Source organism: Brevundimonas sp. Leaf168, assembly GCF_001423685.1.
GTDB lineage: Bacteria > Pseudomonadota > Alphaproteobacteria > Caulobacterales > Caulobacteraceae > Brevundimonas > Brevundimonas vesicularis_C.
This window is the reverse complement of the sequence record NZ_LMOY01000001.1, coordinates 98,353-112,421: the sequence shown is the minus strand read 5'-3', so window position 1 is coordinate 112,421 and position 14,069 is coordinate 98,353. Positions and strand designations below refer to the sequence as shown.

Genomic DNA, 14,069 nt, shown 5'->3' with positions numbered 1-14,069 from the left:
TGGCGCCTTGGGCGTCAGACCTCGGTCCAGCGCCGCAGAAGATTGTGATAGACGCCGGTCAGTTCGATCACCGCCTGATCCTTCGGTCCCCTCTCGGTCGCCACGCGCTGGGTGGCGATGTCCAGACGGAACAGGGTTTCACGATCGGCGTCGTCGCGGACCAGGCTCTGCATCCACATGAAGGACGACACCCGCGCCCCGCGCGTCACCGGCGTGACGCGGTGCAGGCTCTTGGACGGATAGAGGACCAGATCGCCAGCCGGCAGCTTGATCGCCTGCGACCCGTACATCTCCTCGATGATCAGTTCGCCACCATCGTAGTCCTCGGGCTCGGACAGAAAAAGGGTCGCCGACAGGTCGCTGCGAATGCGAATCGCCCCGCCGGTGCGGGACTGGCGGATGGCGTTGTCGACGTGCAGGCCGAACTCACCCCCGCCTTCGTAGCGGTTGAACAGGGGCGGAAAGATCGTGTGCGGCAGGGCCGCAGCCACAAACATCGGATTGGCGTTCAGCGCCTGGACGACCAGGGCGGAGACCTCCTTCGCCACGTCCGACTCTTCGGGCAGTTGCAGGTTTTTCTTCGCCGTCGCCGATTGATGGCCCGAGGTGGCGTTGCCGTCCGCCCACGGCCCGGCGTCCAGCCGCGCGCGCAAAGCCTTGACCTCGGCCTTGGAGAAGACTTCCGGAATCTGCAGCAGCACGGGCGTTCTCGCTGAAAGACGAAACGGCCCCGCGGGGGATCGCGGGGCCGTCAGACTAGGCCGTGAAAACGGCCTTTAGAAGCGCAGGTTCAGGGCCAGGATGGCCTGGCGACCTGCGGCCACGTCGGCGTGGTGAACACCATTGGTGCGCATGATGTAGTCCTCGTCCGTCGCATTCTTGACGTTCAGCTGAAGCGTCGCGCGATCCGTCAGATCATAGGCGGCGAAGGCGTCCACGCGGGTCCATTCGGGCGCATAGATGCGGTTGTTCCCGCCGCCCGCGCCGCCCTGGTTCCCGCCCAGAGATTTGGACGTGTAGTAGACGCCGCCGCCGACCGTCAGCCGGGGCAAGACGCGATAGGTGGTGAACAGACTGGCGCTGTGCTTGGGCGTGTTGGCGAGCGGCAGGCCTTGCAGCGGATTGACGCTGGCGACCGGCGGCGTGCCCGACACGACAACAGCCGCCTTGGTCAGTTCGGAGTCCATGTAGGTATAGCCGCCGAACACGGTCCATTTCGGCGTGATGCTGCCGGACACGCCCAGCTCGAAGCCGTTGACCTCGACCTCGCCTTCCTGACGGAAGATGTTGGGCTCGACCAGGATCAGGGCGTTCTTGCGTGTCAGGTGGAAGGCCGCCGCCGACAGGGCGAGACGGTCGTTCAAGACATTGGCCTTGGCGCCGACCTCGAAGCTTTCGGTGTCTTCCGGATCCAGAACGGTGTTGGCGACGCCATCGACCGTGCCCAAGCCGCCCGAGGCGTTCTGGTCGCCCGCCGAAATGGTCGGCGGCGTCGAAGAAGTGGACCAGGACGCATAGACGCTGCTGTTCTGCGTCGGCTTGAACACCAGACCGACCTGATAGTTGGTGAACTTCCAGGTCTGTTCCGGAACGGCCGTATAGCCCGTCGTGGTCCAGACGCCGGCCGACTGGGTCGCGGTCGCATTCACGCCCTTGACCGAATACTGGTCCCAGCGAACGCCCAGGTTCAGGATCAGTCGCTCGGTCAGGGTGATGCTGTCGTTCGCATAGACGCCGATGGCCTCGGTCGTATTCGAGCTGGTCGGGCCACGGTTGATCACGCCGGTCCAGGCGTCGTCGGAATTTGGATTGTAGACCGGGGTGCAATCGCCGGCGCCCGAATTGCCAGTGGCAGTCGGATAGGTCCCCGACACCGGCGTCAGGCCCGTCGGACAGGCCGAGCCCGAAGTGGTGTAGGTCGAATAGGAGGCGTTCCTGTTGTGCTCGCGCGAAAGCTCCACGCCGACGTCATAGCTGTGTTTGATCGAACCGGTGGCGAATTGGCCGAAGACATCCGTCACATTGGCCAGGGTGGTGACCGGGTTCCAGCGGGTCTTGGTGCCCCGCTTCATCCAGTAGGTCCCGTCCGCCGCGCGTCCGACATAGCCGCCGTCGCCGGGATTGGTGACGATGTAGTCGTTCAGTGTCTGCGAATAGCGGCTGACGTTGCGGATCGTGGCGAAATCGTTGAGGCGATGCTCGGCCTTGAAGGTGAAGGTATCCACCTCATTGGTCAGATAGTCGCGCGCCTTCAGCCCATAGAAGCTGTCATAGGGCACATCCAGAACGCCGCTGTCGGTGGTGCGCGACTGGATCTTGGTGAACAGCGGAATGCCGTAGTCGGGCATCTGGTCGCTGGTCAGGTGATAGTAGCTGAAGACCATCGACGACGGCGTGCCCAGGCCGGCGCCCAGGCTGATGGCCGCACCCCATTTGTCGTAGTCGACGGCGTCGCGGCCAGGCACGTCGCCCTGGGCGCCCATCAAGTTGATGCGCAGAGCGGCGGTCTCGCCCAGCGGCAGGTTCGCATCGACCGTGCCGCGCAAATAGCCGTCGGCGCCCGCGCCCGCGCTGACATTGGTGAAGGCGTTCAGCTTGGGCGATTTTGAGGCCAGATTGATGCTGCCGCCGCCCGAGCCGCGTCCCGAGTAGACGGCGTCCGGCCCCTTGATGACCTCGACCTGCTCCAGGTTGAAGACCTCGCGCTGTTGGCCGCCCGTATCGCGGATGCCGTCCACGAAGATGTTGTTGCCCGACGACTGACCCCGGATGAAGGGACGATCGGCCAAGGGCTGACCGCCCTCGCCTGCCCCGAAGGTGATTCCGGGGGAATTGGACAGCAGGTCCTGCAAGGACGAGGCCGAGGTCTGTTCGATGATGGCCTGCGGGATGACCGTGACGGCGCGCGGCGTGTCCACCAGAGGCGCGACGAACTCGGGGCTGACGGGGGCCGGCTTCTTGAACTGACCGTTGACGTCAATCGTGCCCAGATTGGCGGGCTGGGACTGGTCGGCCGTGACGACCACGCCTTCCTCGGCGGCCACGTCAGCGGCGAAGGCCGGGGCGGCGACCAGCATGCCGGCGGCGCTGGAGGCGAATAGAAGCGAGCGGAGCGCGGCGGCGCGGGATTCGGACATACTCTTGCGACCTTTTGGTCTGATTTTGCGATGCGCTCGCAATAACCAGCTCCACAGGAAGGCACAAGACAATTGCGAACAAATCGCAATCTTAATTAGCCGACGGCGCTGATGCTCCTCTGAGGCGCCGACGTGTCGATATCCAGCCAGGTCGGATCGGGCATGGCGCGGTGAGCGGCGGCCAGGGCTTCGGACCAGCGCCGACCTAGGTCGCGGAAGTAGGGATCATCCGCTTCGATGCGCCGCGCCGTGCCCGTCAGCTGGTCGCGCGGCATGACGATCAGGTCCAGCGGCGGGCCGACGGCGATGTTCGAGCGGATGGTCGAATCGAACGAGATCAGCCCCAGCTTCACCGCCTCGGACAAGGAGGTGGAGCTGTGCAGGGCGCGATCCAGAATGGGCTTGCCGTATTTCAGCTCGCCGATCTGCAGATAGGGCGTATCCGGCCCGCATTCGATGAAGTTGCCTTGGCCGTAGATCAGATACAGCCCCATCTTGCCGCCGGCGATCTGACCGCCCAGCAGCATGGAGGCGGTGACGTTCAGCCCGTCGGCGGTCGGCGTCGGCGGCGTATTGATGCTGGCGCGCACGCTGGCCATCGCATGACCCAGAAGCTGGGCGGCGCGGAACAGGGTCGGGGCGGTCTGGAGCGTCTCAAGCTCGGTGGAGTCCGGCAGCTTGACCCCGGCTGCGACCATGGCCAGCGCCGTCTGAGTGACCGACAGATTGCCCGCCGTCGCGACCGCCAGTATGCGCTCGCCCGGCGACTTGTAGATGTGCAGTTTGCGATAGGACGAGATGTTGTCCACGCCCGCATTGGTGCGCGTGTCGGCGATCATCGCCAACCCGTCGTCCACCAGCATGCCTACGCAATAGGTCACTTCGCTCTATTCGCTCCCCGCGTTGCGAATCCCCAGACGCTAACAGATTCGCGCGTCATGCCTATCGGGGCCATCCACTGGATTGCAGTTGTTGCTGGCTCTGTTGCACCGGCCGCACATTCAGGGCGACGGTCAGTTGCTCCTGGCCGCCGCCATAGCTCGTGCCTCGGATCGGGGTGGCCCCGCGCGCGTCCAGGCCGACCGCGACCCGGACATAGTGTTCGGTCGGACAGATGCCGTTGGCCGGATCGAACCCGACCCAGCCCAGATTCTCGACCCAGGCCTCGGCCCAGGCATGGGCGGCGTCCTGATCGTGGCGTCCGTCCTGACGGCTGAGGTGGCCCGAAACATAGCGCGCCGGCACCCCCAGCAGGCGCGCGGCCGAGATGAAGATCTGCGAATGGTCCTGACAGACGCCGCGCTTCTGGGCAAAGGCGTCGGCGGCGGTGTGGGAGGCGGAGGTCGAGCCGACCTCGAACGCCACTGTATCCTTCAGCGCGCTCATCAACCGATGCATCCGGCCCAGCGTCGCGCCCTCAGGAATGGAGCGGGCGAAATCGACGATACCGGCGTCGGCCTTGGTCATCGGGGTGTCGCGCAGATAGACGATGGGCGACAGGCGTTCGGCCTGCCCTTTCACGACGCCGCCCGTCTCGACGGTCGAGACCTCGCCGGTGACGCGGATGGTCAGGGCGTCGGTCGGCCGCTCGGTGTAGAGGCTGTGAACGATGTTGCCGAACGCGTCCTCGCTGCGCCGCAGCCGGGCGTCCACATCGGTTTCGATCCGCCAGTCGCGGACCTGCTGGCTCTCACACGACTTGGGCGTCAGGCGCAGCATCTGGACGATGAACCGCGCGGGCCGGGCGTAGGCGTAGCGGGTGGAATGATCGATCCGGATCCGCATGGTCAGACCAGATACTGTTCGTGGACGGCCGCGGCCAGGGCGTTGTTCTCGTTCAGGAAGCCCTGAATGTATTCGTGCAGGCCGGACTGGAAGATGTCCTCGATCTTGGCCTCGTTAAACTGGCTGAGGCGATTGGAGGCCAGCCGTTGCGCGGGGCCGCGCCGACCGTAGTCGGTCGCCAGCTTCTCCAGATAGCTGACGATCATGCCCTGACATGAGGCCAGCGAGCGCGGCATCTGGCGGTTCAGCACCAGCAGGTCCGCCACCAGCCAAGGCCGCACGCTTTCGCGGTAAACCCAGCGATAGGCGGTCAATGCCGAAACCTCGCGCAGAAGGGTCGTCCACTGGAAGTAGTCCAGTTGCCCCCCCACCCGTTCGCCGGGCGGCAGCAGCAGGTGATATTTAACGTCCAGCAGGCGTGCGGTGTTGTCGGCCCGCTCGATCGCCATGCCCAGTCGCAAGAACCAGTAGGCGTCGTTGCGCAGCATGGTCCGCGACGAGGCGCCTTCGACCGCCAGGGACGTCGATTTCACGAAGTCGAGGAAGTTGGTGAAGTCGTCGCGCTTGGTCGGTTCGCCCAACTCGTTCAGACCGTTCCAGGCGCCGTTGATCGCCTCCCACAGTTCGATGGTCAGGGCGGTGCGCACCGAGCGCGCGTTGGTCCGCGCCTTGGTGATGCAGGCCTTGATCGAGGTCGGATTGTCGAAGCCGAAGGCCAGATATTCTCGCACGGACTTTTCCGACACGGTGCGTCCGGTCGCATCAAAGCCGGCCTTGACCCCCGACGAGGCGATGGCCCCGGCCCAGGCGGTCACGGCGGCCTGATCTTTCGCCGGCAGGGCGGCGAGACGGATCGCCGCCTCCAGAATGCGGGCGAGGAAGTCCGCCCGCTCCATATAGCGGCCGGTCCAATAGAGGCTGTCTGCGGTGCGTGAAAGCATCAGTTGTCCAGCACCCAGGTATCCTTGGTTCCGCCGCCCTGGCTGGAGTTCACCACCAGCGACCCTTCCTTCAGCGCCACCCGCGTCAGGCCGCCGGGCGCGACGCGCACGCCGGCCGGGCTGGACAGGACGAACGGCCTGAGATCGACGTGGCGGGGTGACAGGGCGCCGCCGTTCAGCGTCGGAGCCGTCGACAGGCTCAGCGTCGGCTGGGCGATGAAGTCGTCGGGATCGGCGATCAGCTTGGCGCGGAAATCCTCGATCTCGGCCTTTGTCGAGGTCGGCCCGACCAGCATGCCGTAGCCGCCCGATCCGCCGACTTCCTTGACCACCAGTTCCGGAAGCTTATCCAGCACTTCCTTCAGGGCGTCCGGCTCGCGACAGCGCCAGGTCGGCACGTTCTGCAGGATCGCATCCTCACCCGTGAAGAAGCGGATGATCTCGGGCATGTAGGTATAGACGGCCTTGTCGTCGGCCACGCCCGTCCCGACCGCATTGGCCAAGGTGACTCGTCCCGCGAAATAGGCCGACATCAGCCCCGGCACCCCAATGGTAGAGTTGGGCATGAAGGTCAGGGGGTCGAGGAAGTCGTCGTCGATACGGCGATAGATGACATCGACGCGCTTGGGCCCCTCGGTCGTGCGCATGAAGACGGTGTCGTCATTGACGAACAGGTCCGTGCCCTGAACCAGCTCGACACCCAGCTTGTCGGCCAGGAAGCTGTGCTCATAGTAGGCCGAGTTGAAGGGGCCGGGCGTCAGCACGACGATGGTCGGATCCGCCCCCGCCCCTGCCGGCGCTGAGGCCTGCAGCGAGCGCAGCAGCATGTCGGTGTAGATCTCGACGGGACGCACGGCGTGTTCCGCGAATAGGTCGGGGAACAGCCGCATCATCATCTCGCGGTTCTCCAGCATATAGGAGACGCCCGACGGCGTGCGGCAGTTGTCTTCGAGAACATAGAAGCCGTCCTCGCCCGTGCGCACCAGATCGACGCCCGAGATATGGCACCAGACGTCGCCCGGCGGACGACGCCCCTGCATCTCCGGCCGATAATGCGGATTGGTCAGGATCAGATCGGCCGGGACGATGCCCGCCTTGATGCAGTCCTGCGGCCCATAAATGTCTTTCAGGAAGGCGTTGATGGCGGTGACCCGCTGCTTCAGCCCCTTTTCCAGACCGCCCCATTCGTCCGCGCCGATGATGCGCGGCACGACATCGAAGGGGATCAGCCGCTCGTTGGATTCCTCGTCGCCATAGACGGCGAAGGTCACGCCCATGCGACGGAAGAACAGCTCCGCCTGGCGCGAGCGCGCTTGTAGCAGATCGGCCGGCGCGTTTTCCAGCCACGCCGCCAGCGTCTTGTAGCTGTCGCGGATCGCACCCGATCCGCCGCCATTCATTTCGTCGAAAGCTCTCGTCATCCGCCCCCGCCGCGTTGAAGTCGCAGCTTGAACGGTCACGAACGTAAAGCGCAACAGTTTTGTCGCACTGCGGCGACGCCTTATCCGACGGCCACCGCCTTCATCGACACCGCCGGATCGGCCAGCTTGTCCACGTCCACAGGCGTCGCCTTGGCGATCAACTGTTTACCGGCCATGAACTCGGGCGGAGCGTTGACGGCCTCGACGCAGACGATGCGGTCGCCGTTCAGATGGAAGACCGCAAAGCCCGACGCCGTCGGGTCGCCACGCACCGCCTGTCGTTCGGCGTCGAACGGCAGTCCGGCGATCTGCAGCTTGAAGTCATATTGATCGGACCAGAACCACGGAACCTCGGGCGTCGGTCCGGCCCGTCCGACGATGGCGGCGGCCGCCTGTTTGGCCTGCTCCAGGGCGTTGGGCACGCTCTCTAGCCGATGATGCACGCCGCCGTGGACCGGAATGGGTCGTCGCGTCATGTCGCCGATGGCGAAGATCGCCGGATCGCTGGTGCGCGCCTCGGCGTCCACCACCACGCCGTCGTCGCAGGTCAGGCCGGCCGACCGCGCCAGGGAGTCGCACGCCAGGGCGCCGACCCCAACCAACACCGCATCCGCCGACACCACCGATCCGTCGGCCAAGCTCACGCCGTCGCCGGCCACGGCGACCACCTCAGCGTCGGTCAGGATCTCGACCCCATGCGCCCGATGCTGGGCGGTAAAGAAGGCCGACAGGGTCTCCGACGCCACCCGCGCCAGCACGCGCGGCGCCCGCTCGATCACCACCGCCTCGGCGCCCAGGGCCCGCGCCGACGCCGTCGCCTCCAGCCCCACATAGCCGCCGCCGACCACCGCCAGACGCTTGCGGGGCCCGAGGACAGCCTTCAGTCGCTCGGCGTCCTTCATCGTGCGGAGTTCCAGCAGATCGGGATGGTCCCCGCCCGGAACCGGCAGCTTGCGCGCCATCGAACCGGTCGCCAGCACAAGAATGTCGTAGGTTTCCGACGACCCATCGTGGAAGGCTACCGTCTTCGCTGCGGGGTCCACCGCCACGGCGACCATCGAGGGTCGGAAGTCGATGTTCTGCTCGGCGTAGAAACTCAGAGGCCGCAGCAGCAGCGCCTCCAGATCCGCCTCTCCCTTCAGCCAGGCCTTGGACAATGGAGGCCGCTGATACGGCGGCGCATCCTCCTCGCCCGCCAGCACAATGGGGCCTTCATGCCCATACTGCCGCAGGAACGCCGCGACGGAGCCGCCCGCGTGCCCGGCGCCGATGATGAGAACCTTGGTCATAAAGACGCAGATAGTGCGCCATGCACGATCTGTCTCCTCCCCCCTTGACCGTTCCACCGTTACAGCATAGTGGAACGCACATGACGACCCCGCCCGCCCGTGACGACCTGCATGACGCCTTGCTGTCGATGCAGACGCGCGCCGAGATCGACGCCTTTCTGGCCGATCTTTGCACGCCTGCGGAACTGCGCGCCTTCTCCGAGCGCTGGCAGGTCGCGCGCCTGCTCGACGCCGGCGGCAAATCCTATCGCGAGATCGCCGCAGAGGCCCATGCCAGCCCCACAACCGTCGTCCGCGTCGCCCGCTATCTGAAAGACATGCCGCATCAGGGCTATCGCCTCGCCCTGGACCGCCTGAAGAACAAGAACTGAGTATCCGAATATGAGCACCGTGCAGGGCCGGCTTCGCATCGCCGTCCAGAAATCCGGCCGTCTGGCCGATCGCAGCCTCGACCTGATCCGCGACGCGGGCCTTAAATGGGTCAAGGGTCACAACGACCTGCTGTACCGGGTCGAGAACTATCCGATCGACCTGCTGCGCGTCCGCGACGACGACATCCCCACCTTCGTGGCGGACGGCGTGTGCGACCTGGGCATCGTCGGCGAGAACGTGCTGGAGGAAGGTCGCAACGGCGGGCCGAACGCCTCGATCGTCATGCCGCTGGGATTCGGTCGATGCACGCTCAAGATCGCCACGCCGCCGACGCTTGCCTATGACGGTCCGGCCTCGCTGGACGGTCTGCGCATCGCCACCTCCTATCCCAAGATTCTGCGCCGCTTCCTCGACGAACGCGGGGTCAAGGCCGACATCGTCGTGATGCGCGGGGCCGTCGAGGTCGCCCCCCGGCTGAAACTGGCCGCCGCCATCTGCGACCTGGTTTCGACCGGCGCGACGCTGGAGGCCAACGGCCTGGGGGCCAAGGATACGGTTCTGGAAAGCCAGGCCGTGCTGATCCAGTCGCCCGTGGCGCCCGAGCCCGCCTTGCAGCAGCTGTTGGACAGCGTCATCGAGCGGATGGCGGGCGTGGTGTCCTCGCAAGGCGCCAAATACGTCATGCTGAACGCCCCGCGCTCGGCCCTGGACGAGATCACCGCCATCCTGCCCGGCGCCGGCTCGCCCACCGTCATGCCCTTGATGGGTCGCGACGACGCGGTCGCCGTCCACGCCGTCTGCCAGGAGGCCGTCTTCTGGGAGACGCTCGAGAAGCTGAAGGCCGCCGGCGCCTCGGCCATTCTGGTCCTGCCGATCGAGAAGATGATGTGATGAAGCGCATCGACTGGTCTTCCCTCGACGCGGCCGGCAAAACGGCCGCCCTGGCCCGCCCGGCCCAACGCACCGCCGGCGACGTGACCGAGGTCGTGCGCACCATCCTGGACGACGTGCGCCAGCGCGGCGGCGCGGCCGTAACCGATTGGTGCCTGAAGCTGGACAAGGCGCCGCCCCGTCGCATCGCCATCACGCCCGAGACTGTGGCCGAGGCGCGCAACGCTCTGCCGCCCGGCGACGTGCGCGCCCTGCGCATGGCGGCCGACAATGTGCGCGTCTTCCACCAGGCGACCCGGCCCGAGGACACCCCCTTTATCGAGACGACGCCCGGCGTGCGGTCCAAACTGGCCTGGCGTCCCATCGCCTCGGCCGGCCTCTACATTCCCGGCGGCACCGCGCCGCTGTTTTCTTCGCTGCTGATGTTGGCCATTCCGGCCGGCGTCGCGGGCGTGGGCCAGCGCGTCGCCGTGACGCCACCGAACAAGGATGGCGGCATCCACCCCGCCATGATCCTGGCCGCCGCAGAGGCGGAGTTGGACGCCATCTGGTTGATGGGCGGCGCCCAGGCCATCGCCGCCCTGACCTTCGGCGTCGAGTTGGAAGACGGTGTCATCCCCGCCTGCGACAAGCTGTTCGGACCCGGCAACGCCTATGTGGCCGAGGCCAAGAAGCAGGCGAGCGCCCTGCCCGGCGGTCCCGCCGTCGACATGCCGGCCGGCCCGTCGGAGTTGATGGTCATCGTCGATCGCGACGCCGCGCCCGAGATCGCCGCCGCCGACCTGCTCAGCCAGGCCGAGCACGATGCGGATGCGCAGGTTCTGCTGGTCTCCACCAGCCGCGCCACCATCGACTACATCCTGAGCGAGGTGGAGGTGCAGGTCGCAACCCTGCCCCGCGAAGCCATCGCCCGCGCCTCTCTGAACGAAGCCCGCGCCATCCTGGTCCGCGACCTCGACGCCGCCGCAGAGGTCGCCAATCTGTATGGCCCCGAACACCTGGCGATCCAGATCGACGATCCCGAACCCCTGGTGGACTCCATCAAGGCCGCCGGGGCCGTCTTCGTCGGGCGTTTCGCCGCCGAGACCCTGGGCGACTACGCCGCAGGCCCCAGCCACGTCCTGCCGACCGACGGCGGCGCCCGCACCCTGGGCGGCGTCACAACCGCCAGCTTCATGACCACGATGTCGGTCCAGCTGGTGTCCGAGGCCGGCGCCCGCGCGCTTGCTCCCATCGCCGCCCGCCTGGCCCGGATGGAAGGCCTCGAAGCCCACGCCCGCGCCGCCGACCTGAGGAGCGAGGGATGAGGGTGATCAGTCTGATCCTCCCCTGCAACGCGGGGGAGGGGGACCGCGAAGCGGTGGAGGGGGCGACCCCAGACCCGGTGCGTAGCCCCGCCCCCTCCACCACCCTTCGGGCGGTCCCCCTCCCCCGTTCAGCTTCGCTTCTCGGTGGAGGATCCATTTGACCCTGCCTGCCCCTTATCCGCCGCTGGTTTCCGGCGGCGAAGGTCTGGATCGCTATCCCGACGACGCCTCAGCCCTCGCCGCTCGCATGGCCGGCGTCTATGGCGTACCTGCCGAACAGGTGCTGCCGGTGCGCGGCCTAACCCACGGGTTGGAACTGGCCTGGCGCCTCGCCGCTCGCGACGGGGGATCGGTCGAGGCCCCGAAGGCCGAACCCTATGACAGTCTCGGCGCCATCTATCCGGCCAAGGGCGAAACGGCCCCAGAGAAAAGTATCGTCGTCATCCGCGCCCTGGGCTCGCCCGAAGCCGTCGGCGAGATGGCCGCCCGCGTCGCCCCCGCCCTGCTGGTGGTGGACGAGGGACTGATCGAGTTCTCCGACAGCGCCTCGGCCGTGACCGTCGTCGCCGATCAGCCGAACCTGGTCGTGCTGCGCAGCCTGTCCCTGGCCTATGGATTGGCCGGAGCCCGCGTCGGCGCGGCGATCGCCCAAGCCCAGACCCTGGTGCGTCTGGCGTCGGTGCAGGAACCCTATGCCCTGCCCGAACCGCTGGTGCGGCTGGCGATGCAGGCGCTCGATCCGTCGCGGATGATCGAGACCGCCGAACGGATCGCCTCGGTCCGGCGCGAGCGCGAACGGGTCGTGCGCGAACTGGGTCCCCAGATGCCGGTCGAACCGGGCGTCGGTCCCATCATCATGGCCCGCCCCGAAGAGCCTGCCGCCGCCCTGGCTGGTCTGAAGGCCTACGGCGTCGAGGCCGATCTGTCCGGCGAGCGTCTGCGCCTGCCGATCTCGATCAAGTCCGAGGTCAACGACCGGCTACTCGCCGCCTTCGGCCTCACGCCTGCCAAGCGCCGCCCCGCCCGCGTTGGTCAGGCCGTGCGCGACACCAAGGAAACCCGCATCGTCTGTGCCGTCGATCTGGATGCGCCCGGTCCGGTGAAGATCGAGACCGGCGTCGGCTTCTTCGATCACATGTTGGAGCAGATCGCGGCCCACGGCGGCTTCTCCCTGCGTCTGCAATGCGAAGGCGACCTGCACACCGATCCGCACCACACGATCGAGGACAGCGCCATCGCTCTTGGCCAGGCGTTGAAACAGGCGTTGGGCGAGCGCAAGGGCATCGCCCGCTACGGCTTCGTCCTGCCGATGGACGAGGCCAATGCGACGGTCTCGATCGATCTTTCCGGCCGCCCGTATCCGCTGTTCGAGGGCACGTTCGAGACGCCCTTCATCGGCGACTACCGCACCGACCTGACCGCCCACGTCTTCCGGTCGCTGGCCGAGGCCATGGGCGCGGCCGTCCACATCAAGGTCACGGGCCAGGACGACCACCACAAGACCGAAGCCGTCTATAAGGCGTTCGGCCGCGCCTTGCGCCAGGCCATACGCGTCGAGGGCGACGCCGTGCCGTCCACCAAAGGTGTTCTGTGACCGAGGTCGCCGTCATCGCCTACGGCGCCGGCAATGTCGCCTCGGTCCAGTTCGCGCTGGAGCGGCTGGGCGCGATCGTGCGCCTGACCGACGATCCCGCCGTCATCGCCGAGGCTGAACGGGTGATCCTGCCTGGCGTAGGCGCGGCCGGGTACGCCATGAAGCGCCTGTCGGACCTGGGTCTGATCGCGCCGATCCGCGCCTTCCCGCGCCCCCTGCTGGGTGTCTGTCTGGGTCAGCAACTGCTGTTCGGATCGAGCGACGAGGGCGACGGCGTCGATCTGCTGGGTCTCATTCCCGGCGCGGTGACCCGGCTGAAGCCTGCGGGCGATCTGCCGGTGCCGCACATGGGCTGGAGCCGGTTGACGCGCGACCGCAACGACCCCTTGCTGGAGGGCGTCGCCGACGGCGCCTATGCCTATTTCGTCCACGGCTTCGTCTGTCCCGACGGACCGGCGACCCTGGCGCGCGCCGACTATGGCGGCGTCGTTCCGGCTGTGGTTCGATCCGCCAACCGCTGGGGCTGCCAGTTCCACCCCGAACGCTCGGCCGAGGCCGGGGCGACCATCCTCAAGAACTTCCTGGGCCTGTCATGCTGATCTACCCCGCCATCGACCTGAAGGACGGCGTCTGCGTGCGCCTGATGCACGGCGACTTCGCCCAAGTGACGCATTATGACCATCAACCGGCTGCCCGCCTGACAACCTTTGCGGCCGAGGGCGCGGAGTGGATCCACATCGTCGACCTAGACGGCGCCGAGGCGGGCGAGGCGCGTCAGCACGCCCTGATCGGCGAACTGACCCAGGCCATCGACGTCAAGGTGCAGTCGGGCGGCGGCGTGCGCAGCGCCGACGATGTGAAAAAGCTACTGGACGCCGGCGTGTCGCGCGTCGTCGTAGGCTCCTTGGCGGTGACCCAACCTGAGGCGGTGGCGACTTGGTTGGACACCTTCGGCGTCGAGCGCATCACCCTGGCCCTGGACGTCAAGATCGAGGACGGCGTGCCGGTCCCGGCGCTCAAGGGCTGGACCCAGTCCTCGGGCATGACGCTCTGGGAGGCTCTGGATCGGTATCCCAAGGGAACGGCCAAACACCTGCTTGTGACCGATGTCGGTCGCGACGGCGCCCTGACTGGGCCGAACCTGGACCTGCTGGCCGAGATCCGCAGCCGTCGGCCGGATCTGGTGCTGCAGGCCTCGGGCGGCGTTTCCTCGCTGGACGATATCGCCGCGATCAAGGCGCTGGGCTGTCACGGGGCCATCGTCGGGCGCGCGCTCTACGAGAACTGCTTCACCCTGCCCGAGGCGATCGCGACGGCCAAACGGTCGTGACC

Annotated in this window: 13 protein-coding genes; 6 read left to right on the top strand and 7 right to left on the bottom strand. The window is 66.9% G+C overall.

What is annotated here, in order from left to right; translation table 11 throughout:
- Positions 1 to 14: 14 nt before the first annotated feature.
- The 7 genes from ASF81_RS00535 to ASF81_RS00505 form a co-directional block, all read right to left on the bottom strand.
- Positions 15 to 701, bottom strand: coding sequence for a Fe2+-dependent dioxygenase (locus tag ASF81_RS00535; RefSeq protein ID WP_055803408.1), 687 nt, complete (start codon positions 699 to 701; stop codon positions 15 to 17).
- Between the two features lie 75 nt (positions 702 to 776).
- Complete coding sequence (locus ASF81_RS00530) at positions 777 to 3,137, bottom strand: TonB-dependent siderophore receptor (RefSeq protein ID WP_055803405.1); 2,361 nt, start codon at positions 3,135 to 3,137, stop codon at positions 777 to 779.
- A 95-nt stretch (positions 3,138 to 3,232) separates the two neighbouring features.
- Positions 3,233 to 4,018: a hypothetical protein gene (locus tag ASF81_RS00525; protein WP_055752837.1), complete on the bottom strand. Its 786-nt coding sequence runs from the start codon at positions 4,016 to 4,018 to the stop codon at positions 3,233 to 3,235.
- A gap of 61 nt (positions 4,019 to 4,079) precedes the next feature.
- Complete coding sequence (locus tag ASF81_RS00520) at positions 4,080 to 4,922, bottom strand: transglutaminase family protein (protein WP_055803401.1); 843 nt, start codon at positions 4,920 to 4,922, stop codon at positions 4,080 to 4,082.
- Between the two features lie 2 nt (positions 4,923 to 4,924).
- On the bottom strand, positions 4,925 to 5,863 hold the full coding sequence (locus ASF81_RS00515) for an alpha-E domain-containing protein (RefSeq protein WP_039244207.1): 939 nt from the start codon (positions 5,861 to 5,863) through the stop codon (positions 4,925 to 4,927).
- Complete coding sequence (locus ASF81_RS00510; RefSeq protein WP_017504409.1) at positions 5,863 to 7,284, bottom strand: circularly permuted type 2 ATP-grasp protein; 1,422 nt, start codon at positions 7,282 to 7,284, stop codon at positions 5,863 to 5,865. Before ASF81_RS00510 ends, ASF81_RS00515 begins: the two co-directional genes overlap by 1 nt.
- A gap of 80 nt (positions 7,285 to 7,364) precedes the next feature.
- On the bottom strand, positions 7,365 to 8,573 hold the full coding sequence (locus tag ASF81_RS00505; protein WP_055803396.1) for an NAD(P)/FAD-dependent oxidoreductase: 1,209 nt from the start codon (positions 8,571 to 8,573) through the stop codon (positions 7,365 to 7,367).
- 80 nt (positions 8,574 to 8,653) lie between these two features.
- Between ASF81_RS00505 and ASF81_RS00500 the strand changes: the two genes are divergently transcribed.
- From ASF81_RS00500 to hisA, 6 genes are all read left to right on the top strand, one after another.
- Complete coding sequence (locus tag ASF81_RS00500) at positions 8,654 to 8,944, top strand: YerC/YecD family TrpR-related protein (protein ID WP_017504407.1); 291 nt, start codon at positions 8,654 to 8,656, stop codon at positions 8,942 to 8,944.
- Positions 8,945 to 8,954: 10 nt separating this feature from the next.
- The gene (hisG, locus tag ASF81_RS00495) at positions 8,955 to 9,836 is read left to right on the top strand and encodes an ATP phosphoribosyltransferase (protein ID WP_055752833.1); all 882 of its coding nucleotides are present in this window, start codon (positions 8,955 to 8,957) and stop codon (positions 9,834 to 9,836) included.
- A complete protein-coding gene (gene hisD / locus ASF81_RS00490) occupies positions 9,836 to 11,143 on the top strand; it encodes a histidinol dehydrogenase (RefSeq protein WP_055803393.1) in 1,308 nt (435 codons plus the stop codon). Before hisG ends, hisD begins: the two co-directional genes overlap by 1 nt.
- A 157-nt stretch (positions 11,144 to 11,300) precedes the next feature.
- Positions 11,301 to 12,737, top strand: a complete 1,437-nt coding sequence (gene hisB / locus ASF81_RS00485) for an imidazoleglycerol-phosphate dehydratase HisB (RefSeq protein ID WP_055803391.1) — start codon at positions 11,301 to 11,303, stop codon at positions 12,735 to 12,737.
- On the top strand, positions 12,734 to 13,336 hold the full coding sequence (gene hisH, locus ASF81_RS00480) for an imidazole glycerol phosphate synthase subunit HisH (RefSeq protein WP_055803388.1): 603 nt from the start codon (positions 12,734 to 12,736) through the stop codon (positions 13,334 to 13,336). The genes hisB and hisH overlap by 4 nt, the downstream gene beginning before the upstream one ends.
- Positions 13,330 to 14,067: a 1-(5-phosphoribosyl)-5-[(5-phosphoribosylamino)methylideneamino]imidazole-4-carboxamide isomerase gene (gene hisA, locus ASF81_RS00475; protein ID WP_055803384.1), complete on the top strand. Its 738-nt coding sequence runs from the start codon at positions 13,330 to 13,332 to the stop codon at positions 14,065 to 14,067. Before hisH ends, hisA begins: the two co-directional genes overlap by 7 nt.
- Positions 14,068 to 14,069: the final 2 nt, after the last annotated feature.